At 58.4% G+C, this 22,781-nt stretch carries 17 protein-coding genes; 2 read left to right on the forward strand and 15 right to left on the reverse strand.

The window, feature by feature from the left end:
• Position 1: 1 nt before the first annotated feature.
• From QM596_RS24605 to QM596_RS24670, 14 genes are all read right to left on the reverse strand, one after another.
• On the reverse strand, positions 2-1,312 hold the full coding sequence (locus tag QM596_RS24605) for an O-antigen ligase family protein (protein ID WP_019747427.1): 1,311 nt from the start codon (positions 1,310-1,312) through the stop codon (positions 2-4).
• Positions 1,299-2,822 carry a sugar transferase gene (locus tag QM596_RS24610; protein ID WP_283310170.1) on the reverse strand — a complete coding sequence of 508 codons (1,524 nt, stop codon included), beginning with the start codon at positions 2,820-2,822 and terminating at the stop codon, positions 1,299-1,301. Before QM596_RS24610 ends, QM596_RS24605 begins: the two co-directional genes overlap by 14 nt.
• An 835-nt stretch (positions 2,823-3,657) precedes the next feature.
• Entirely contained in the window at positions 3,658-4,026 is a 369-nt protein-coding gene (locus QM596_RS24615; RefSeq protein WP_349307330.1) for a GNAT family N-acetyltransferase, read from the reverse strand.
• A gap of 416 nt (positions 4,027-4,442) precedes the next feature.
• The gene (locus tag QM596_RS24620) at positions 4,443-5,888 is read right to left on the reverse strand and encodes a tyrosine-protein kinase domain-containing protein (protein ID WP_019747429.1); all 1,446 of its coding nucleotides are present in this window, start codon (positions 5,886-5,888) and stop codon (positions 4,443-4,445) included.
• A gap of 682 nt (positions 5,889-6,570) precedes the next feature.
• Positions 6,571-7,896: a UDP-glucose dehydrogenase family protein gene (locus QM596_RS24625; RefSeq protein ID WP_019747430.1), complete on the reverse strand. Its 1,326-nt coding sequence runs from the start codon at positions 7,894-7,896 to the stop codon at positions 6,571-6,573.
• A 52-nt stretch (positions 7,897-7,948) separates the two neighbouring features.
• Positions 7,949-8,917 carry a GDP-L-fucose synthase family protein gene (locus QM596_RS24630; protein ID WP_019747431.1) on the reverse strand — a complete coding sequence of 323 codons (969 nt, stop codon included), beginning with the start codon at positions 8,915-8,917 and terminating at the stop codon, positions 7,949-7,951.
• Positions 8,914-9,945, reverse strand: a complete 1,032-nt coding sequence (gmd, locus tag QM596_RS24635; protein ID WP_020968749.1) for a GDP-mannose 4,6-dehydratase — start codon at positions 9,943-9,945, stop codon at positions 8,914-8,916. Before gmd ends, QM596_RS24630 begins: the two co-directional genes overlap by 4 nt.
• 100 nt (positions 9,946-10,045) lie before the next feature.
• Positions 10,046-11,110, reverse strand: a complete 1,065-nt coding sequence (locus QM596_RS24640; protein ID WP_020968748.1) for a polysaccharide pyruvyl transferase family protein — start codon at positions 11,108-11,110, stop codon at positions 10,046-10,048.
• Positions 11,103-12,314 carry a lipopolysaccharide biosynthesis protein gene (locus QM596_RS24645; protein ID WP_158510647.1) on the reverse strand — a complete coding sequence of 404 codons (1,212 nt, stop codon included), beginning with the start codon at positions 12,312-12,314 and terminating at the stop codon, positions 11,103-11,105. Before QM596_RS24645 ends, QM596_RS24640 begins: the two co-directional genes overlap by 8 nt.
• Before the next feature lie 70 nt (positions 12,315-12,384).
• A complete protein-coding gene (locus QM596_RS24650) occupies positions 12,385-12,924 on the reverse strand; it encodes a DapH/DapD/GlmU-related protein (protein ID WP_020968746.1) in 540 nt (179 codons plus the stop codon).
• The gene (locus QM596_RS24655) at positions 12,921-14,210 is read right to left on the reverse strand and encodes a glycosyltransferase (protein WP_024487405.1); all 1,290 of its coding nucleotides are present in this window, start codon (positions 14,208-14,210) and stop codon (positions 12,921-12,923) included. Before QM596_RS24655 ends, QM596_RS24650 begins: the two co-directional genes overlap by 4 nt.
• A 17-nt stretch (positions 14,211-14,227) precedes the next feature.
• Complete coding sequence (locus QM596_RS24660) at positions 14,228-14,566, reverse strand: DapH/DapD/GlmU-related protein (protein ID WP_024487404.1); 339 nt, start codon at positions 14,564-14,566, stop codon at positions 14,228-14,230.
• A 215-nt stretch (positions 14,567-14,781) separates the two neighbouring features.
• Complete coding sequence (locus tag QM596_RS24665) at positions 14,782-15,939, reverse strand: glycosyltransferase (protein WP_283310176.1); 1,158 nt, start codon at positions 15,937-15,939, stop codon at positions 14,782-14,784.
• A gap of 110 nt (positions 15,940-16,049) precedes the next feature.
• Complete coding sequence (locus QM596_RS24670) at positions 16,050-17,570, reverse strand: sugar transferase (RefSeq protein ID WP_502943434.1); 1,521 nt, start codon at positions 17,568-17,570, stop codon at positions 16,050-16,052.
• Positions 17,571-18,420: 850 nt separating this feature from the next.
• Here QM596_RS24670 and QM596_RS24675 point away from each other — a divergent pair.
• Together QM596_RS24675 and QM596_RS24680 are read left to right on the forward strand one after the other, a co-directional pair.
• Positions 18,421-19,887: a hypothetical protein gene (locus tag QM596_RS24675; protein WP_232816784.1), complete on the forward strand. Its 1,467-nt coding sequence runs from the start codon at positions 18,421-18,423 to the stop codon at positions 19,885-19,887.
• Positions 19,881-21,332: a glycosyltransferase gene (locus QM596_RS24680; RefSeq protein WP_029254697.1), complete on the forward strand. Its 1,452-nt coding sequence runs from the start codon at positions 19,881-19,883 to the stop codon at positions 21,330-21,332. Before QM596_RS24675 ends, QM596_RS24680 begins: the two co-directional genes overlap by 7 nt.
• Before the next feature lie 2 nt (positions 21,333-21,334).
• On the opposite strand, the gene QM596_RS24685 is transcribed toward QM596_RS24680, so the two are convergent.
• The gene (locus tag QM596_RS24685; RefSeq protein WP_283310179.1) at positions 21,335-22,510 is read right to left on the reverse strand and encodes an O-antigen ligase family protein; all 1,176 of its coding nucleotides are present in this window, start codon (positions 22,508-22,510) and stop codon (positions 21,335-21,337) included.
• Positions 22,511-22,781: the final 271 nt, after the last annotated feature.

Below are 22,781 nucleotides of genomic sequence, written 5' to 3' on the forward strand. Positions count from 1 at the left end.
CTCACTGACCTCCTCTTCGCTCCGGAGCGAACCCGTACGCACGACCCCTACGGATCGACAATTCGGCGTTGCCTGCACTGTGAGAGCGGTGCGTCGAGGGTCCGTACGGCGCCAGGAAGACCCATGCGATCAGCCACATGGCGCCGAAGAAGAGCGTCGACTCCGTCAAGTCCATCGAGAAGACGAGAACCATGATCGCGACGACGGCGATGTACTCCGTTCTGCTGCGAGCTCGCCCGAGCGCCGTGTTCAGAAGCAGGTAATAGCCGGCCAACAGCAGCAGGAATCCGATCCAACCGATCTGGAGACGAATGTCGAGCATTCCGTTGTGCGCGCTGGTCGCCGGAAAGGACAGCTTGGACCGGATCATCTGTCCGACAACGCTGTCAGGTGCCCAGACCGAGCCGAAGCCCCATCCGAGCAGGGGCCGCTGTTCGGCGTAGTACTCGGATACCGTCCAGAGATGCAGCCGGCCGGTCAACGTGACATCTCGCGAGAGTAGCGCTGCGACATCGGGTCCGAGCACCTTCATCGCGCCGGACACCCCGATGTACAGCCCGATGATCACCGTCGAGGCGAGGCGAGCGTTAGGTGTCCGTCGAAGGCACTTCAGAGCAAGCACTGTCGCCAGCGCAATGCCTGCAGCGACGAGACTGGTCTGGCTCCGGGCTTCGAACAACACGATGCCGGCAACAGCCAGCGCCGCCACCCACGGAATACGCTTGACGTCGGGAAGCATGAGCATGACAGCAACAAGGACAACTTCGATCGCAGCCATTCGGCCCAAAGTATTCTTGTGCGTGAAGATTCCGCGATAGGCAACAGTGCGGGTGTCCACATCGATGCCGGTCGAAGGATCGAGGACCACGACCATCAGCGACAGCACGAGTAGTACCAGCAAGGTGACGGCCACAGTCCGCACTCGCACCGGGAAGGTCAACTCGCGGGCGACCATGATTCCCGTGATCGCCAGGCACACGATGACGATGCCGGCGACGACGGAGTTCCGGGGCAACGTCGACCAGTACCAGCTGGTTGCCGGAACGCCGGCCGCGATCAGAAGCGTGAAGACAGGCCAGGACGCGTTGCGTGAGTATCGCCGGTCGAGGAAGTAGACCAACGCGAGTGTCGCCGAGAGAACGGCCGAACCGTGTACGAGCAACGATCCGAGCGCTGTCTTCTGCGTGTAGGCCTGAAAGGCTCCGCTCGCGCCGATGACTGCGATCACCAATGCCGTTCGCAAGATCAGCGGATTGTTCGGTGCCTCATTTTCGCAAGGCGCCGGTGCCGCATTCTTGTCAGTAGGCGCCATCACTTCCCACCACCGCCTTGAGCGTCTTCGCGACGATCATGACGTCACCCATCATCGACCAGTTGTCGACGTAGGAAAGATCAAGGCGGACAGTGTCTTCCCACGAAAGATCAGAACGTCCGCTGACTTGCCACAGGCCGGTGACACCGGGCTTGACCAGTAGCCGGCGACTGACCGCATCGTCGTACATCTCGACCTCGCGCCGAAGCGGTGGCCGAGGTCCGACGACGCTCATCTCGCGCCGAAGAACATTGACGAACTGGGGCAACTCGTCGATCGAGTACCGACGCATGAAGCGACCGACCGTCGTCACACGCGGATCATCTCGCATCTTGAAAAGCACTCCGGCGCCTTCGTTCTCCATCATCAGCGCCGTGACTTGAGAATCCGCATTCTGGACCATCGAGCGGAACTTGAGCATGGGGAACGGCTGCCCGTCCAACCCCATCCGCTCGGACTTGTACAGAACCGGCCCCTTGCTCGTGAGCTTGACTGCGATCGCAGCCGCCAGAAGCACCGGACTGATCACGGCGAGTACCACGGTCGAGAAGACGATGTCGAAGGTCGTCTTCGTGAACTTCTGCGCGCCGTGATAGCGCGGACGCTCGACATGGATCAGCGGAAATCCAGCGACCGGGCGCATCGACAGCCTCGGTCCGGACACATCCAGAATCCCTGGTGCAACAACAAGGTCCACATGATCGCGCTCGAGATCCCAGGCCAACGTGCGCAGCCTTTCCGGTCCGAATCGCTCCGACGCCGTCACTGCCACCGTGTCGGCACCGACCTGTTCGATTGCGTCCGTGACACTGTGCTCATCTCCGAGCACCGGAATGTCCCGACCGTTCACTGTGACAACTTCGCCCACGTCTCCTCCGTAGCCAGGTACGCAGACTCCGACGACTCGGTATCCATGGGCATCGTCGCGCTCGAGGTTGCGTGCAAGATCGACAACCGCCCCTCGCACACCGACCACAAGTACGGCAGTTCGAAATTCACCTCGGGCTCGCTCACGAGCAATCACCCGTCGCCAGATCCAACGACTCGCGATCAAGGCGGTCAATCCCATCGGAAACGCCACGGCGAGGTACAGGCGCGCGATCTCCAGGTGAAGGAGAAGGCTGGCAATCGCAATCAGTCCGAACAGGCGGAGCGTTCCGACAGCGATCAATCGGTACTCTTCAGGGCCGCTTCCGATCACGCGAGGAGATCTGGTGCGAAATATTCTCAACACGGCGAACCAGCCGATAATCAGGGCGAAAGACAGTGCGGTGTAGCTGAAATGGCCGAATGCTTCACCGTCGACGACATCCGCGTCGCTACCGAATCGCCACCATTGAGCCAGAAACACAACTGCCGCAACGATGATCGTGTCGGTGATCGCCAGACGACGAAGATACGCAGATTGCCATTTCCTGCGTGCGGAAACTCCACCAGCCCTCTCCGGCGCTACTCGTCGGTGTTGTTGTGGCCGTTCTTTCGTGGGCGCGGCCATCTCGAGAACCGTCATGTGTTCAGAAACCTTTCCCCATGCACAAAATTCGGCCTGAAGCTGTTCGCCGGCCGAGGTCCATCGGACCGCCTTGCCGAATCCCGAAACTTCGACAGCGAAGCAACTGCTCCGCATTGCTGCGTTCAGTGCGAATGGTCGCATTACGTGCGCCTTGCAGTTATCCCGGCGACTGTTGTCAGGCCTCGGCCCAACTGTCGATTTATGCGGCATTGCCGCAGCTCACACCCCATGATTGAAGCAGAGTCCACTAACGACCCAAACACAGGACGATCGGCGATTTCTCATCGCCCGCTGACGTCGCCAGCCTCGATATTGTCAGGACTCACGTCTTGGCAATTTTTCGGCTAGCTGGTCAGTACCAGTGAGGAGTTTGCCACATTCCGGACAGTGTGGCAATAGCGCTTTCCGAACTTCTTCCGAACGCCAGCGGTGAGGTCAGTTATTCACCCTCTAAGCAGGAGGGTGCGAACATTCCTCACCATTACCATTGCGTACCTATAGTTTTCATCGCCTTGATCAATTGGACTCCACGTTTGGACGGAAACCAGCACGCAGTTGGTAATCGCTCTGCAAACCATACTTTGATGCGTTCGGCGTCGCCTCAGACCTGGACGATTGTCCGGCACTTGGCCTCTGCGCGCTTGACTTTCGACTGGCCGGCAATGCGCGAACCTACGATCGGGCGACACCGAGAATTCAGACATGCGAAAGGAGGAGCCTGGACCGCCACTGACCGTCTATGCGGTGCAGAAAGATTTGCAGCACAATCCAATTCGAGAAGGGGGAATTGTGCAGCCGTTCGACTACAAAGCGGGGCGACCGCTACCGACGGCTATGTCCATGGCAAGCGTGCGCGGCCATGGCAAGTGTGCGCGGCCGCGTATAGGTCAACTGACGCTCGACATGCTCGTTGGCGCCCAGTAGCGGAGCGTGTCTCTCGAACAGCCGAGGTTGCGGTCGACTGATCAGCTGGGCGCACGCTCGCGAGTAGACCCCCGCAAACCTCGATGGCCTTGCGTGAACCCACGTTCATCTCGTTGCGGGCAATCAGGACTCGACCGAGGCCCACCGGTTGTGTGGCATACGTGAGAATCTCCTGCAGCGCCGTCGACGCGATACCTTGCCGGCGTTCCGGCGGCCGGACTCCATAGCCGATATGACCACCGAAATCGGCCAAGATCTCGTTCATGCTGTGCCGCATCTGGATAGCACCGAGATACCGGCCGCCGCGAGCGATCCACCAGTTGGTTGCCGGGACAATGTCGGGCCCCGTCCACGACTCTGGCTGCGCCAACAGCTACTGCACCCACTGCCTGAATCCAGCACGGGATGCCAAACCGAGATCTAGACGTTGCGCAACTCCAATCGCCGAACCGTGCTGGTCCGCCTGCGGTCCGCCATACTCGTCACACGACTCCAACAGGAAGCCACAACGGCTCGTCAGGCGCAACCAGATGAAAGCCACAGCGGCACCGGTCAAGTAGGACAGGTCAGACCGCAGCGTCGCAGACTCAGAGGACCCGACTAGTGAATTGCGTCCGATTCACCACATAGAGAAGGGCCCTCGAGCATTGCTCGAGGGCCCTGTGAGGCGTCGGGATTTAACGTACGACCAGATCAGTTGACTGTCGACGTTACCCTTCGTTCGCCGACTGGATTGCTGTCCACGGAACCTCCCACGGCCACGTCTGCGACAACCGGATCGGAATCGTAGTAGTACTTGTACTCGTAGACACCACGACCGTTCAGCGGGGTCATCGTGATGACAGTGCCGAGAATTGTCGCGCCCACACTGTGGAGATTGCCGACCGCCCTGCTCAGCTGATCCCTCTTCGTCGAGCCGTGACGAGCAATCACGAGCGCACCGTCCGCCAGCGCTGAAAGCACTGCAGCATCCGTAACCGGAAGCAACGGCGAGGCGTCGATGATGACGTAGTCGAACCTTCTGCGGAGATCGGTAAAGACTGCATGGGCAGTGTCAGTCCCCAGCAGTTCGCTCGGGTTCGGGGGAATCGGACCTGAAGCAAGAACCGTTAGGTCAGCGTTGCTCGTGACTTGAAGTACGTCGTCGAGATCTGCTTGCCCAGCCAAGACCGAGCTCAGACCGACGCTTCCGATAAGTCCAAGGTACTTCGAAACGCGAGGCTTACGGAGGTCACCTTCGACGAGACACACCTTCTTGCCTGCCTCGGCCAGCACGAGTGCGATGTTCACCGCGGTCGTGGTCTTTCCCTCGGAGGGAAGAGAACTCGTGACGACGATGACACTCGGTGGACGATCCACGGCCAGGAACTGCAGATTGGTTCGCAGTTCGCGGTACGCCTCGGCACTTGCGGAGTTGCCCTCGTGGAAGTTGATCGCTTGATGAACTTCGCGTTCCTTGTCGAACGGAATTGTTCCCACCATCGCCGCGCCGGCGATGTCTTCGACCACCTTGCGCTCTTTGACGGTGTTGTCCAGGCGATCACGCACGACAGCCAATCCGATCCCCAGCAGAAGCCCGATCGCGGCACCGAGCGCCACGTTCCGCGAAGTCTTCGGCGACACCGGTTCCGCGGGAGTTTGTGCTCGCTGCTCAACAACGACGCGCGCCGGCGCTGTGCCACCATTCGCGGGCGTACCCAGATCTTTGACCATCACGACAAACTCGTCCGACAGCGCATTTGCGATTTCGCGTGCCAGTTCAGGCGACGCATCTTGCACGCTCAAATCGAGAAGTACAGTATCCGGCGCCGATGTGGCGGTCACCTTCGACGAGATCTCCGCCGCGGACAGCCCACCCAATCGATCTGACCCCACTGCATCGATTGTTCGCTGCGCGAGCGTCTCCCCAGTGAGGAGCTTGGCGTAGGAGGTGACCAACTGCTGTGAAAGCTGGTTGCCTTGGTAAGCCTCGTTCACAGTCGTTCCAGTGGAAGTCGACACGAACAGGCGCGTGGAAGCCTGGTAGACCGGTGTCGCAATCAACGAGGCACCCAAAGCGCCCAAGATCACAACCACGGTGACGACAACGACTATTTTCCACCGTGCCTGCAAGATCTTCAGGTAGTCCCGTACATCCATCGTCGAATCTCCTTCGGCTCGAGCACGTAGTACGTATTCGAGTAGTAATCGACAGCCGCTTGTCGAGCCGCTGCACTCAATCCAGGCTGAACGAGGCAGCCAATCTTTTTATCGCGCGTCCCTGCGTCACAGAGAGGTCGATCCCGAAACAGGCAGGGACAAGAAACCTTCGTGGCATCTCACGCATCTCAGTTCGTGGTCCACACTTGACGGCACGACTACATGTTGACGCAGCGGCGAACCTGCGACACGGACATCGGGTCCAGTTCTCTTCGTCAGCCTCATCGGCCGACACCGCCACCTGGAGTTCACTGCACATCGAAGAGAGCGGACGTAACGTGCAGCCAGGCTGAACTCTACTGTGTCGTGGTTCTTTTCACCACCGCAACGCAGCATCGAAACCCCTCGATTTCGCCAGCCGAATGTGCTGACCACGCGAAGATCACACACCCGCAGCCGGCCGTAGGACCAAAGTCCGCGAACATCCAACAACGCCCGCCGCCACCGGAAGCCGGTGCACACCAATCGAACAGGGCAAACACCACTCGCCCCGAAATCGACGGGCGGCGATCGAAGTTTCCACACCGGAACAGTTCATCTACTGACGGACCTTCGTCCCAGACACGCGGGCACTCCCCTCGACGCCGTGCAATAGCCATCCCTCACTGATGGTTTCACCGATCTACGGCCTTCCAAGACCTCGATAGGTCCACCCTGCGTCGCGCCAGGTGGTCGGTTCCAGGCAGTTACGTCCGTCGATGATGACCTTCTTGCGGACGACCGCTTCGAGATCCGACGGCAACAACTTTCGAAACTCGGTCCACTCGGTCAGAACTAAGACGACATCAGCCCCTGCACACGCGTCAAGTGCACTCGAAGTGTAAGTGAGGGTGGGGAACAACGCCTTCGAGTTTCCCATGGCCTTCGGGTCATAGACATTGACGGCAGCGCCTTGGAGCTGAATCTGGCCGGCAACGTTCAGCGCAGGTGAGTCGCGCACGTCGTCGGAGTCAGGCTTGAAGGCTGCACCGAGAACCGCCACATTGGCTCCGAGTAGAGAACCACACGCTTCTCGAGCCAGTTCGACCATCCGAGTACGACGACGCATGTTGATATTGTCGACTTCGCGTAGGAAAGTGAGTGCTTGGTCTGCTCCCAGCTCACCCGCACGTGCCATGAAAGCACGGATGTCCTTAGGTAGGCAGCCACCACCGAAACCGATTCCGGCGTTGAGGAATCGCCTACCAATTCTCTCGTCGTGGCCGATGGCATCGGCAAGAACGGTCACATCCGCGCCCGACGCCTCGCACACCTCCGAGATCGCATTGATGAACGAGATCTTCGTCGCCAGAAATGCATTGGCTGACGCTTTGACCAACTCCGAAGTCGCAAGGTCGGTCACAACGAAGGGAATACCTTCGTTCAAGAGCTGCTCGTACACTTCACGCGCAACCGATTCCGCACGTCCGGGTCGATTACGGTCGACCCCGAGCACAAGCCGGTCCGGGTGAAGCGTGTCTTTCACCGCGTAGCCTTCCCGGAGAAATTCCGGGTTCCACGCCACCTCGACGTCTTGTCCGGCAGGGGCCAGTTCCCGTGCCCGCGAACCCAATCGCTCTGCTGTACCCACTGGCACAGTTGATTTCCCGAAAATGACGGTCGGCCTGGTCAAGAGGGGTGCAAGCGTCTCGATCACCGAATCGACAAAACGCATGTCGGCCGCGAACTCCCCCTTCTTCTGCGGCGTACCGACGCCGAGGAAATGGATGTCGGCGAACTCTGCGGCCTCCTCGTAGGAAGCCGTGAATCGAAGACGTCCCGCGGCTATGTTGCGGCGCAGCACTTCCTCGAGGCCCGGTTCGTAGAAGGGAACCTCCCCAGCTTCGAGCATAGCGAGCTTGTTCGGATCAACATCCACCCCGAGAACCTCGTGACCCAACTCGGCCATGCAAGCTGCATGTGTCGCCCCGAGGTAGCCGGTGCCGAATACCGCAATACGAGAAGTCATAACGATGTCTGCCTGTCGAAGTCGGGTTTACGTCGAATAATGCTGTAGTACTTCATGTCCTGATCGAATCGACATTCTGTCGATACCACTCCACGGTCGATGCGATCCCCGCACGAAGATCAATCCTGGGCTGCCACCCCAAATCTCGAAGCTTCCCGATGTCAAGCAACTTCCGCGGCGTCCCGTCAGGTTTCGAGTGATCCCATTCGATCTCGCCGTCGAACCCGATCTCGTCCGCCACGATCGCGGAAATCTCCGCGATACTCTGGTCCTCGCCCGTACCAACATTGACGTGTTCTGCTCCGTCATAGTGGTCGAGCAAATGAAGGCAGGCATCCGCCATGTCGTCGACGTGGAGAAACTCGCGCCTCGGCGTCCCGCTGCCCCAGTTCACGACTGACGCAGCTCCATCACGGCGCGCGTCGTCGAAGCGCCTGATGAGGGCCGGCAGCACATGAGAGCCCTTGGCAGAGAAGTTATCACCCGGGCCGTAGAGGTTCGTCGGCATCGCGGAGATCCACGGTCGCCCGAACTGCTTGCGAACAGCCTGTACCTGCAGGATTCCCGCGATCTTTGCGATGGCATATGCATCGTTCGTCGGTTCCAGATGACCGGTCAGTAGATACTCTTCGCGAATCGGTTGAGGCGCGAATTTCGGGTAGATGCAGGATGATCCGAGGAATAGAAGGCGATCTACGTCGAATTCGGCCGCCGCGTCCATCACGTTCACCTGGATGCGAAGGTTGTCGGAGATGAAGTCCACCGGCAGTGTGCTGTTCGCCAGTATCCCGCCCACTCTGGCCGCCGCGAGGACCACGTTCTTCGGCCTCTCAGCGGCGAAGAATTCGAACACGGCACCGCGGTCGCGAAGATCGAGTTCGGCGGACGTGCGACCGACAAGGCGATTGAAGCCGTCGGCTTCCAACCGACGCCAAATCGCTGAACCAACGAGTCCACGATGGCCCGCAACGTATACCGCGTCGCTCCGATCGAGGGACTTCTGCGTGTACTCCCCCGTCATCGAGCGTGCTCCCAATCCACCAGATTCGGACGGTCGATCCAGGGCTTGCCCTCACACGTCAGAGCCTCGATGTCCGCATCGACCATGATTCGAGCCAGCTCCGGGGTATGCACAGTCGCCTTCCAACCGAGCTTCTGCTCCGCCTTACCGGCATCTCCGATCAACGCATCTACTTCCGTCGGCCGCAGATAGCGCTCGTCGAAGCGCACGTGATCTTCCCAGTTCAGGCCGGCGTGCTCGAAGGCCACCGTCAGGAAATCCTTGACCGAGTAGTTACCGCCTGTCGCGAGCACGTAATCGTCCGGTTCGTCGGCCTGAAGCATTCTCCACATTCCCTCCACGTACTCCGGCGCATAGCCCCAGTCGCGGATTGCATCGAGATTGCCCATGTACAAATGGCTTTCCAGACCGGCCTTGATCCGCGCCACCGCTCGCGTGATCTTGCGAGTGACGAATGTTTCGCCTCGCCGGGGAGATTCGTGGTTGAACAGAATTCCGTTCACGGCAAAGATCCCGTACGCCTCGCGGTAGTTCTTGGTGATCCAGTACGAGTACACCTTCGCCGCACCGTACGGCGATCGCGGGTAGAAGGGAGTCTGCTCGTCTTGCGGAGGCGGTGTCGCACCGAACATCTCGGAACTGGACGCCTGGTAGAACCTGCATTCGAGACCAGCCATCCGGACTGCTTCGAGCAACCTGATCGACCCGATTCCCGTGGTGTCACCGGTATGTTCTGGCTCGTCGAAGCTCACCCGCACGTGGGACTGCGCTGCGAGGTTGTAGACCTCGTCCGGGCGTATCTGTGCGAGAAGAGTGACCAAACGCGCCCCGTCGCTGAGATCTCCGTAGTGAAGGAACAGTTTTGCATCCGGCGTGTGGGGATCCACATACATGTGATCGATTCGAGCTGTATTGAACGTGGACGACCTACGAATAAGTCCGTGGACCTCGTATCCCTTGCTCAACAACAGCTCGGCCAGGTATGAACCGTCTTGGCCTGTAATTCCGGTAATCAGTGCACGTTTCACTTGAAACTCCGTCCTCGAAGCAGATACTTGTCTGCGAGTAGTCATCGGCCGAATTGTGTTGTGTGGGAGTAACGAACCCACAACCAGAACTGAGAAACCCTCACGGCATTACTGCCCCCTTGATCCGCGATCTCAAATCCTCCAGTTCCGCGGCAGCGGAATCCATTCCGCGAGAGATACGGGTAGATTCGTCGTGCCCGAGATTCAAGCTGCCACCCGTCGCATCGTCCATCCAGGAGGCCTGCGGCGCGAGTACCGGTTCCAGCGAATCCCTCAGCTTCGGTACCGAACTGCTGCCCGCCATCACCGGTATCGATCCGCCTCGAGCGCTCAGGATCAAAACATGGAGGCGGTCACTGATGGTTACGGCAGCGCGCTCGTACAGGGCGCGGACAGCGGACTCCTGTTGCCGATGGGTCACGTCATCGTCCCATCCCACGTACTGAATACCCAGCGTTGCAGCAACTTCACGATTGTGGTTGTCGTCCTCGGCAACTTGGCAGCAGGCCACCAGATTCAAGCCGATTGCCTCGACCTGACTGTGGATCGACCGAAGAACCGCGTAGTTCACCGGTCGGTCATGCCGAAGTGAAAGCAAGGCTATTTCTCGGCTCGCAGATTCTCGGCCTGCAGACTTCGCTCCGTCGGATACGCCGGCCCGGAACGCGAGATCGGGATAGAACCGACTCTTGCCTCGCAGGTACTCACACGTCCTTTTGTCACGTGCCGCGTAGACGTCGGCTACGCCGACGAGGATCTTCTCGGGTACTGCCGCCATCGAGCTTCGCACCTCGATCGACCGTCCCAAAACGAGGACTCGTGTACCGAAAATGCGCAGCACCGCAAAGACTGTCACCAACAACGAGTGCTTGACGACGCTTGCTGCTGAAGCCCCCAGAACCGCCGGCCCAGGTGCCATCACGATCACTGCCCGCTTTCGGCGCACCGTATCGGACAAAATCGCTCGCCAGAAGCTGATACCCGAATCCATGACCTCGTCGGTTGGTTCCCAATCGAAGGCATCGACGTACTCCGCGCTCATACTGCCGGAAAAGACAACGGGTTTGAACCCCAGTTCACGCATGTAGTCGACTGCTGTTCGCCGTATCTCGATGTCACCCAGATTGCCCTGAGCTGCTGCGATACTCATGAAGAACCTACGCATGGGGATCCCTCCTCATTGCAACGACAACGACACAGGTCAGCAATGCGGTTTGAAGTACATAGCTGAGCGAGAGCGACCACCCCGCTCCGAGCGCCCCGTAACGGGGGGCAGCAAGCACGATTCCGACGAGGCAGATCAAGGTGCTCACAACCGTTATGTAGGAGACAATTTCAACTCTGCCCGTACCTTGCAGAATCGCATTCAATTGGGACGAGATCGCTGCGAAGATCAAACTGAAGCAGACGACCTGCATTACCGGTACCGCGTCTACGTACGCATCGCCCAAAATCGGTGGAACGAGCACAGGTATGGCAGCTGCGATCACACCGAAGATCACCGCGCTTGCGATGCATACGTACATCGCGGGTCGCAGAATGCCCTGGGTGATTCGCCCGGTCGTCGAGCGCGCCGCCGCCGGCATGAGAACTGCCGCAAATGATGTGGGAATCAGCCGCAACGGCGTGGTGATACGACTCGTCACGCCGTAGATTCCGGAGACGGCCGGCGACGTGACAAGTCCAACCAGCAGTACGTCGAAGTTGCGCGTCTGAGTAGCAACGGAATTCAACCAGAAGTGCGAAGACTTGCCGATGATCGACTTGTACGAGCGTCTCGATCTCACACGAGTGATCGCCGGTCCGAGCCGAATGGCCACGAAGACAGCGATCATCGAAGAGAACGCGAGGCCCACGGAATACCAGAACACTGCGTCGACTCCTGCGAGCCAAGCCGCCGCAACAAAAACGAGAGCAAGTGCTCGCCGGAGGAGCAACGACACCGCGTTCTGCCAGGTATTCCCGTCAGCGAGTGGTAGCGAGAGCAGCGTCTCGACGTAATTGTCCAGAACAACCCAAGCTGTCAACGGCACTACGAACCAAAGCTTCGGCTCGAAGACCGCGGCTACCGCCGCGGTAAATGCCAGCAATGCACCAACGGCCAGGTTGGCGCGGCGCGAGAACTCCAAGGTCGACGCGATGAGGGGGTCCTGGTCACCCAACGCACGGATCCGAACCAGAAATGGGGTGAACCCGAAGTTCAGAATGGTCTGAAGCACCAGTCCGACACCATAAGCCGCAGCGAAGATTCCAAAGCCGGACGGACCGGAGATACGCGCGAGTAGGACCATACTCAGTGCCTGAATCAACGCACCGACAAGACGTCCGCCGGCGATTCCCGTGAACTGAACCACCAGGGGGTTCGTCATCACCTTCATGTTCCACCACCCGGGCACTCGAACGAGTGCGGAACCCCGGCGCAGCGCGGTCGTGCGCCCTTCATGGTCGTCCGATCGACGAAACCGGGGCGCGGACGATCGAACTCGCCGGAACATCAGATGTAACAAGGCAATTTGCGCCGATAACCGAGTGGTCACCGACCGACGTGCCACGGAGAATTGTGGACCTGGCCGCAATCCACACTCCGTCGCCGATGACGATCGGTCCGTTGTCGAACTCGAAAGTCCGTGACTTTCTGCTGTGACTGCCCGCGCACAGAAAGACGTCCTGCGAGACACAACTGTTCGACCCGATACTCACCGGTTCGAGATTGAGGATCCATGCTCCCTCACCCACCCAAGTGTTATCACCGATCGACAGTTTCCACGGCCAATGGATCTTCACGCCGTGCCGAATCAGGACTGCATCACCGATCTGAGCGCCGAACAGTCTGAGAATGGCAACTCGTATGCGTGCCGGCACGAACCAGGCCCGGAACAGTGGTGCCACCGCGAGCCAGGCGACCTGCACTGATGCCGGACGTCCCTTGTCGTATCCTGCCCCGGTGAATTCACCGAGGGAGAGCTGCGGGTGTGTCATCGCGCTCGGGCTTGCGTCGGTCGAGTCGGCAAACTGTCTCGATTGATGAGTCCGTCGAAGAGGTCACCGAACGCCGTGGTGGCAGAGCCGGGAGACAAGGTTTCGTGCACGTACTCCCCCCCGCTTCGCGCGAGTTGAGCGGCACGGACGGGGTCGGATACCAGCATCTCTATTTCACGTACCAATGCTTCCGGATTTCCGGCGTCAACACGTACTCCCGCCCCGGACAGGGCGATCTCCTCGCCGGAGGCACTGTCCGAAGACGTAGCCGCGACGACGGGTACCCCTGAAGCGAAATACGATGTGAGTTTGCTCGGAACGGCCATACTGCGAAGATCGGCCAACTCGTTGAGAAGTAGTGCGTCCGCTGCTCGCAGCACATCGGTGAAGTCCTCGCCGCCAACAGGATCCATGAATTCGATCCCGGTGCATCCCTCGGACAGCTCTTCGAGATGGGCCCGCTGATTCCCATCCCCCATCAGCACGAATTTGATGTCGGACTGCCGCGGCCCAAGTAAACGCGCGGCGTCCACTACGTTCTCGAGCCCTTGCTTGGCACCCATATTGCCGGCATGCAGAACTATCTTCTGTTCCGGCCCCCAGCCCAATCGCTTTCGCGAATCTTCTCGGGTGCAGGCAGACTGGGAGAGATCCAGGTGGGTCCAGTTCCTGATGACTGTGACGCTGCTCGAGTCGACTCCGAGGTTGTCCTGAGCATGCTTCGCGAACCGTGGATGGATCACGACGACGTGATCGGACTTTCGCAAGATCCAGGATTCGGCTCGATCAACGAGAGACGACAGGCCTCCGCTCAGCTGACCGGTCTCGGACGCGCCCAGTCCGTAGAAGTCCTGCACCCACAGCACCACGGGTGTGCGCGACCGAAGGAGCCTGGTCCTGATGACAAATGCCGCCGAGGACAAAAGTGTAGGACTTAAACACAGTATGAGGTCTGCTCGATGGAAAAGAGTCGCCCAGGTCGCTCTCAAAGCGAAACTTGCCTCCATCAGAATTCTTCGCAGGAAGCTGGGATTCCGAGGGATGTAATGACGAAGTCTTTGAACCGTCAGATTTTCCGACTGCTCTACGGAGGACAGACCTGAGAAGCCATCCATCTTTCGCCAGAATGGATAGTGCGGATAGCCTGTCACTACCCTGACGTCAGCACCGGCATCCGCTATCGCATTTGCCAAACCCTCCGTGTACGGAGCGATACCGGTTGGCTCAGGAGAATAGTTTATTCCCACGATCAGGATTTTATTTCCCTGATTATCCATCGTGCTCATTTCCCTTTTCAGCTAACTCAGGACGGCAGTCCGTGCACAGCTTGCAGGTGTGCACTTCTCTGCGTGTCACTCTCGAATCGTTCGGCGACTTTCCGTGCCGGAACTCCGACATTCACCGAGAAACTCTCGACGTCGTTCGTCACGACCGAACCGGCTCCGATAACCGCACCGTCACCGATCTTCACACCGCTCAATATCACCGAACAGGCGCCTATCCATACGTCTGTTCCAATTTCGACAGAATCGCGGGCACCAGGCTGACGGTCCCCCACCCACGTCGACGCGAGCATCGGAATACCCACCTCGTCGATCGCGTGGTCTTCGCGCCCCACGATGTAGACGTTCATTCCGATCATGACGTGGGATCCGATGGAGCCATCTACCTGAATAACGGTTCGGGGTCCGACACTGACATTATCGCCGATATTCAGTCGGTGAGGCGCACTGATGATAGCTCCACGGCCGGCGTTGAAGTCGCGCCCTACTGAAACATTCCCGTTCGATATTGCGAGTCCATTCATAATTCCGCGAAGGGCTCGCCTGACACCTGACGGTAGGCGTGATCGGTTGCTCATCGTACGACCATCTCCTTGGGCCATCCCTCATTGTCGAATTCGACGACCTGACCTCGCAACGCAGCAGAGATCCCCGATGCCATGGTTTCGGCGGAATAGAGATCCCCGACCTTCGCTGAAACTTCCTCCGCTGGAACGGGATTGGAGACAAGATGCAGGAAGTAGTCTCGCAGCGCCGCAGCCAGCGACTCCTCGGTCGTCGGTGAGTAACTCTGCATAGGACCGACAGCAGCAAGTTCGATCTCGGGGGCGTGCGGGGCGTCCTCGGGGTACAGCATCGGGACTCCGAATCCCAAACTCTGAGTGACACTCAACCCGACGTATCCGGGAGAGATCGACATGATTGAGCGTGCGTAGATTTCAGCAAGTTCGATCGGACTTTCAATGCGACCGTGTACCACAACGGACTCTTCCAGACCTAATTCGAGAATTTGCCGTTCTATCGTTTCCACCGCATTGCCGAAACCCACGATTTCCAACACGGCACCCTCGTCTACGAGGCCCGATCGGTGGAAAGCTGGAACCAATTGATCGACGTTCTTCTCGGCAACCAATCGGCCGACATAGACAATTGATCTACGCGATTCGCCGATGTTACCAGCGTTGATGTCAGCGCGTTTGTACAAAGAATTGGGTGCAACCCAAACTGGTTGGCCTGGAACCTCGAGCTTGGCTGGGACCACACTGGCGTACCCGTAAAGAATGGTCCCCTGAGACAAGCGGCGCATCGTTCGCCGAAGGAAAGCCGTCTTCGACGAAGAACCTTGCCTGGGATGCAAATGGCCCCAAAGAAGAGTACGGCGACGCGCTATTCGCCGAAGGACCAAAATACTCCACGATGTGAGACTACGGGGATTCAAATCCAGGATAGTCACGGACGCGGAAAGCGGATTTTTCCAAGAACCCACCTGAAGAAGAACCTTGTCACCGAAGATTCCGATCCGTCGAACGGGGTCGTAGAAATCCTTGTCGATGCCAGTTCGCACCGTGGAATCCAGCCCGTAGTCCGAAGCGAGAATATCGAGATTTCCTTCTTCCATCTCACGCAACACCTCGATGCACGGATTCCGATAGGTTGGAATCACCGCCAAATACATCGAGTATTTTGTTGACGACATCGAGCCTGCTCCCCCAAAGTTCTCATCGAGCACCACCGATTGGCCAGTGTGCATTGCGCAGTTCCCTTACTTCGGATCCCAGGCAGAGTTCGCCGGGAATGGCGAATCGGATTCGCGATACGAATACGAAAGACTGACTGAACGGATCAGTATGCGCCGTCACTAGCCATTACGGCTTTGAGCGTCTTCACGACGATCATCACGTCCCCGACCATCGACCAGTTGTCGACATAGGACAGATCCAGCCGAACGGTTTCTTCCCACGAAAGATCCGAGCGCCCGCTCACCTGCCACAAACCGGTGATACCCGGTTTGACCAGCAGTCGCCTTTTGACGGCCCCGTCGTATGCCTCTACCTCACGCCTCAACGGCGGTCTCGGGCCAACTACGCTCATCTCGCGACGGAGCACATTGACGAACTGAGGCAACTCGTCAATCGAAAACTTTCGAATGACGCGCCCCACCTTGGTAACCCGAGGATCGTCACGCATCTTGAACAGGACGCCGGCGCCCTCGTTATCCGACAGCAGGCTGTCGACCTGCGTCTCTGCGTTCTGAACCATCGATCGGAACTTCAGCATCGGAAAGGGAACCCCGTCCAATCCCATTCGCTCCGACCGATAGAGCACAGGACCCCGACTGGTGAACTTGACTGCCAAGGCCGTCACGATCAAAACGGGACTGATCAAAATGAGAATGACAGATGCGAAAACGACGTCGAAGGCTGTCTTGGCGAACCGTTGAGCACCATGGTATCGCGGACGTTCGACGTGAATCAGTGGAAGGCCCGCCACCGGCCGCATCGACAGTCGCGGACCGGAAACATCCAGGATTCCCGGTGCCACAACAAGATCGACGTCCTTACACTCCAGATCCCAGGCCAGTTTCCGCATACCGTCGTAGCCGAGGTGTTCCGTCGCCGTAACCGCCACCGCATCGGCACCGACCAAATCGAGTGCGTCGGTCACGTCGTGCTCGTCGCCTAGGACCGGTATTTCGTTGCCGTCGACCACTATGACTCTGTCGCGACGTCCTAGTTGACTGGGTTGGCAGACGCCCACTACCCGGTACCCGTCACCGGGAGCTCGTTCGAAGGTCTGGGCCATTTTCTTGACTGCAACCGGGCTTCCCACGACCAAGACGGACGTCTGAAAATCGCCGCGAGACCGCTTCCGCGCGATCACCTTTCGCCAGATCCAGCGGCTCGCCATCAGTGCGGTCAGACCGACCGGAAATGCGAAGGCCAGATAGAGCCGTGCGATGTCCAACTGCAACAGCAAGCTGACAATCGCAATGAGACCGAAGAGGCGAACTGTCGCGACGAAGATTCGTCTGTACTCCTCGGGGCCGCTGCCGATCACACGAATCGAGCGAGTGCGGAAGATCCCCAAAGACGATAACCACATCGCCGCCAATGCAATTGACACACCGGTGTAGCTGAGTTGCCCGAGGATTCCGGGGCTTACCGCACGGCCGTCTCCGCCGAATCGTAGCCATTGAGCCAGAAAAACCGTCGCCACGATGATCACCGAATCGCCCAGGAACAGCCTTCTGCGGTATGCCGTTTCCCATTCCCTCCGAGAAGTCGATCCGCGGCGGAGGTCGGGCACTGCGCGGGGAAGCGTGTGCTTGGTCTTGCCCAGTGTGGACACGTCGAGCGCCGTCACGTGATCAGTCCCTTCCTCATTCGTGGAATCCGTGTGTCGTTGAATCCGTGTGTCGTTGACAGGTGTTGAGCGTGATTCACCAGATTTGAGCAATCCACTGGAACAGCAAATTGCTCGCTTCGATCCGAGGAGTGCAATTGTTCGAGAATCGGAACGCTCTCACGCTCCGATTGGATTACATTGCAGCACTGTCCGAGCGCAGGATCAAACGCAAAGTCATCCCAGTTCAGGCCTGTAGCCGCCCACACCCCCACCTATTCCAATATGGCCGCAGCGCAAGCGCTTTGCCTCTCGCCCTTCCGCGGCGGATCGACTGGAACAACTGGACGAGAAATCGATTCAGAAGCAACTATCGCGTTACTTCAACGAAAGTGCGGCAAACGGGAGGACCTTACTCGCCAGTAGGCGGTTGCCACAGGGCACCGCATTACCGATACCGCCTGAACAGAGGATCATTTCCATTGGTAACCAACGCTATGACTTTCGCCGACAGAAGGTGCCTGCGCCGTTGGGGACCTACGTCCCCGACAGGGATCTTGGTCCCTATTGCCGTTTCGATGTGCAATTCGAAGGCGAATAGCACTACAGCCCTTGCTGATACAGGCATCAACATCAGAACAAGAACAGGTCGCTCGTCCAGTTCGCAACTAACCGGCCCCGAAAAGAAATTTTTCCTTCGTCTCAATATGTGAGATTCTTAGCCGGCTTCGGCCATTCCGCATCGGCCGGTGTGCGGATTCGCACCTTGCGATCGATCACGTAAGGTCGACAAAAGTCGGGTTCGCTGACACAACCTCGCTGCAGCCGACACGGCCGGAGTAGACGACCAGTTCGAATAGGACTACATATCTTGAAGATTCGCGACCTACGCACGCAGTCGGGAATTATCCCCCGCCTCACAGTACGTTGGCTGATGATTGCAGCCGCGACAATCTTTGCTTTCTGGCCTACCTGGACCAATTTGTGGAGGAGCACCGCGAGCGGTACCGCCATCGGATACGTTTTTGTCCTCCCCTTGCTCTGCCTGATAGCCGCCGTCGGAACAGATTTGCGGCGAGGCCCGGACCTTCCGATCCACGACCGCGAGACGGACAAGATTGTCGGCGGTATCGGCTTACTTGTCTCTCTGGGTTTACAGGCACTCCTCATGCCACGTTTTGCCGAGAACTATGAACTGATGCATATCGATGTAATCGCGGCTTGGGTATTCGTCTGGAGCGCAGCGGTTCTCATGTTCGGGCTGCGTCCGGTGAACCGCTACTGGGCAATCTGGGTTGTTCCGATCGTCCTGGCGCCGCTCATCTACCGCACGCTGGCGACTGAACTCGGCGGCACTCGATTCGACTACAGCATCATCATGGTGCTGGTCGCTTCGGCCGCAACGACGATCGCCGTCAGTAGGACCTGGAGACGAGGATTCGCCGGGTTCGTCGGCTCGTCCGTCCTGGGTGCCGCCTTGGTCTACTATCTCTCCCGTCAGTACCCGACTGCACCCTTGTTCAGCATCCAGCTGCTACCAGCACTAGGTAGCGCTTTACTGGTAGGCGGGTTCTTCTACCTGTACGAGCGACGTGGAAGGTCATGGAAGCCGTTCGAGCGTCCGCTCCGGAATCCTTCGACGTCGACCAGCAACTGGACGATCCTGGTGGTGTTCGCCGCGGCGATCGTGATGTTCTTTACGCCGGTGCCCACCGCTCAGGGCGTTCCGGTCTCGGTAGGCCCGCCGGCGACTGCTGATCCACGCCTCATCGTCCCCGCTGGTTGGCGTGAAATCTCGACCAACGAATACGATTGGCCGAGAAAATACTTCGGTTCCACTTCGGCACTCACTCGCCAGACGATTCGTGCTGATACGCCCAATCCTGCCTGGGACACCCAGATGCGCCCACGCACTGTCCAAATGGACGTTGTTCAAGTGCGTCGCCCGTCTACTCTGTCTGTCTATCCGAGCAATACAACTTATGATCTCCAGAACGCACGTGTCAGCCCCACCGTACGAGTCGAGTTGAGTCGTGGAGTCGTCGCGGAAATGTACACAGTTGTCGACGACTCCCTCCTACTCACCTGGAGCAACCTCAATTTCGTGTGGACACGCGGCGACGGTGCCGCACAACGCGTCACACTCTTGACAGTGGACAATCATGAACCGAATGCCTTGTTCCCCGAACCGAAACCATCAATGGCTTCGAATGGAAGCAACACCTTGGCCGTTCTACTCAGAGGCCGGATATCGACTGTGGACAGCGAATCTCAGTACAAGGATCTAGGTATGCTCCAGTCACTCGGAAGGCTCGTCGTGGAGGCACAGAAGTGGTAGATCCCGATCTCTCGGTTGAGGGCGAAAGCTCCGAAGAATTCAAACGAGCCGCACTCCACGACGCTGTGAACGGACTGCGTGAACGCAAACCGATTTCATCGGCATCAGTTGCGTTCTATCCGTGGCAGCGCAACATCCTGCTCCTGATTCTCGTGATCACCATGGTGTGTCTGGTCTTCTTCCTTACTCCCACGCTGATCGTTCTCACATTGGCGTGCACTCTCGGTTACGTGTGGGCGATGGTTGATCGACTCGTGCTGTTCACAAGAGGTTTGGATGCTTCCTCGATCATGACGATCAGCGATCAAGAGGCAAGCTCGCTTTCGGACGAAGAACTCCCGCACTACACAATCCTTGTTCCGGCATACAACGAGCCGGAAGTAGTCGGAGACCTGATTTCCGCTATGCGCGCGATCGACTACCCCTCGGACAAATTGCAGGTGCTCTTGCTCCTCGAAGAGGATGACACTGTCACTATCGAAGCTGCGACTGCCGCCGGAGTCGATGCTGTGGTGAGTATCTTGAAGGTCCCTGCTGCAGATCCGCGCACCAAACCCAAAGCCTGTAACTACGGATTGCACTTCTCTACGGGCGAGATAATCACCATCTACGACGCCGAGGACTCTCCGGATCCGCTCCAGTTACGTCGTGTGGTAGCAACTTTCGCAAAACTTCCATCGAATACTGCGTGCGTTCAGGCGAAACTCGCATTTCACAACGGAACTCAGAATTTGTTGACCGCATGGTTCACGGCCGACTACGCCCTCTGGTTCAATTTCATCCTCCCTGGGCTGATGCGCAGTCAGTCACCGATTCCTTTGGGGGGCACGTCCAATCACCTTCGGCGAAGTGTGCTCGACGAGATCGGCGCCTGGGATCCCTTCAACGTCACGGAGGACGCAGATCTCGGAGTTCGCATCGCCGAGAGCGGCTACCGGACCGCTGTTCTGAACTCGACGACGCTGGAGGAGGCCAACAGCGACACGATCAACTGGATCCGACAACGCTCACGCTGGTACAAGGGCTACCTGCAGACTTGGCTGGTTCACATGCGTCAACCCGTGAAACTGTGGCGCGGACTCGGCACGGTCGGATTTCTACGCTTCACGATCTTGATGGCGGGTACACCCGTCGTGGCGACGCTGAACATGGCATTCTGGCTGATCAGTCTCGGATGGATCCTCGGCCAGCCTGAGGTCATCCACGACGTATTTCCCAACTACGTCTACTTTCCGGCACTCGTGTCACTCGTCTTCGGTAACGCTGCAGTCCTTTACATGAACTTGGTGGCGTGCCGCGAGACGCGGAATCCCATGCTGCTGATTGCCTGCCTCACCGCTCCGCTCTACTGGGTACTGATGAGCATCGCAGCCATAAAGGGCACCTATCAGTTGATACGCAATCCGTCGTACTGGGAGAAAACCTTCCACGGACTGAACACGTAGCCTCAGTTCCCGATCGGAGATTGTTGCGCCGGTTGAGCTTTGGAGCTCGCGGTCCGATCGCTGTCGGTCGAAAGACACGCAAACGCGAGTACGACCGGTAGCCAGTAGTATGCCTGCTCGAAAAATGCCGATGTCAGAGCGAACGTCATCATCGAGACCAGAACGCCGGCCGCGGCGGCGTTCTTGCCGGACTTCATCGATCTGAACGCAACCAATGCCGACGCGCAGATGATCAGTGCCACAGCCAGGGCAAGCACCACCCCGCCTTGGTACCAGGATCGTAGAAACACATTGTGGACGACTGTGACGTTGTCGAACGAGGCCGCATTGGCCGCGTTCAAACCCACCCCGGACAGCGGATGCGCACGAATAGCGTCCCAAGCGAATCCGTAAGTATCGTTACGGATCTCTAGAGTGCTGACGGCCTTGGTCTGCCCTGTGACCTGAAGGTATCGATCGGCCGGCGTCTCCAGGTGCTTTCCGAACTCGGTGTAGGTGATTTCGATCCAGAAGAGGACGGAGGCACCGACAAAACTCTTGACGATGGTGGCGATCTTCACTCGCGAAGAAATCGCCACCACGATCAATCCGATCGCGCACGCCGACAACGAACTCAAGCTACCGGTTGCCAGCAGTCCCACCGCGTTCACAATCGAGATCAGCACCAGAACGACCCGATTTCCGACCTTTTGCACTGCAGCCCCCAGGCACAGAATCAGCGCAAGTGAGGACATGATGCCCAGAACGTTCGGGTGACCTGCCAGACCTGGAGCACGACCGTTCACAACACCGAAACCGAAGACGGATGAACCTGCCAATTGGATAGCGGCGACCAGAGCAGAAACCGATTGGCTTGCTATGAACGCAATACATACACGCCTGACAAATTCCGGATCGCGCCGGACATTGGCGACCATCACAAATATTCCGAGCCCGAGAACAATGAAGAGTTGGATTCCAACGTAGAGATTTCCGGTGACGTCACTGCCACGCGTTGCTGTTACCGTGGCGACAAGAGCGGCGTAGCCGGCGATCAACCAGACGCCGACAAACTGCGGCCGAGCAACTCGTCCCAGTGCTACTGACGCCACGATGACCGCAAGCACTGCCATCGCCCACAACTGCGTGACGGCGCCGGGCAACGAGCGGTATATCGGAACTACGACCGCGATCGCCATCCAGACGGCGGTAGTCGGCGACAAAGGAATTCTGCCTGTTCGCCCTGCCGTCGGAGCGGCATCATCCCGAAGGCCTTCAGGTCTGATTTGACTCGGCGTTGTCATTGAGTTCCTGCTTCCGACAATCGAATTTTATGCATTTCACCCTCAATTTCACCCTTCGCCAACGCCGGGCTGAATAATCCCCGCTCAGCGCAGAAGTCAGCCTCAGTCGGCGACGTCGCGTAACTGCAAATAAGCGAATCGTCGACGTAAAACTTTGCCACGACAT

It is taken from the genome of Rhodococcus sp. IEGM 1406, from assembly GCF_030056745.1.
GTDB lineage: Bacteria > Actinomycetota > Actinomycetes > Mycobacteriales > Mycobacteriaceae > Rhodococcus_F > Rhodococcus_F erythropolis.

Coding starts and splice junctions, on each gene's coding strand:
- QM596_RS24605 (WP_019747427.1), bottom strand. CDS start 1,312: ATGGCGCCTACTGACAAGAATGCGGCACCGGCGCCTTGCGAAAATGAG.
- QM596_RS24685 (WP_283310179.1), bottom strand. CDS start 22,510: ATGGCGATCGCGGTCGTAGTTCCGATATACCGCTCGTTGCCCGGCGCC.
- QM596_RS24625 (WP_019747430.1), bottom strand. CDS start 7,896: ATGACTTCTCGTATTGCGGTATTCGGCACCGGCTACCTCGGGGCGACA.
- QM596_RS24645 (WP_158510647.1), bottom strand. CDS start 12,314: ATGACGAACCCCCTGGTGGTTCAGTTCACGGGAATCGCCGGCGGACGT.
- QM596_RS24655 (WP_024487405.1), bottom strand. CDS start 14,210: ATGAGCACGATGGATAATCAGGGAAATAAAATCCTGATCGTGGGAATA.
- QM596_RS24610 (WP_283310170.1), bottom strand. CDS start 2,822: ATGACGGTTCTCGAGATGGCCGCGCCCACGAAAGAACGGCCACAACAA.
- QM596_RS24620 (WP_019747429.1), bottom strand. CDS start 5,888: ATGGATGTACGGGACTACCTGAAGATCTTGCAGGCACGGTGGAAAATA.
- QM596_RS24630 (WP_019747431.1), bottom strand. CDS start 8,917: ATGACGGGGGAGTACACGCAGAAGTCCCTCGATCGGAGCGACGCGGTA.
- QM596_RS24615 (WP_349307330.1), bottom strand. CDS start 4,026: ATGCGGCACAGCATGAACGAGATCTTGGCCGATTTCGGTGGTCATATC.
- QM596_RS24650 (WP_020968746.1), bottom strand. CDS start 12,924: ATGACACACCCGCAGCTCTCCCTCGGTGAATTCACCGGGGCAGGATAC.
- QM596_RS24660 (WP_024487404.1), bottom strand. CDS start 14,566: ATGATCGGAATGAACGTCTACATCGTGGGGCGCGAAGACCACGCGATC.
- QM596_RS24640 (WP_020968748.1), bottom strand. CDS start 11,110: ATGCGTAGGTTCTTCATGAGTATCGCAGCAGCTCAGGGCAATCTGGGT.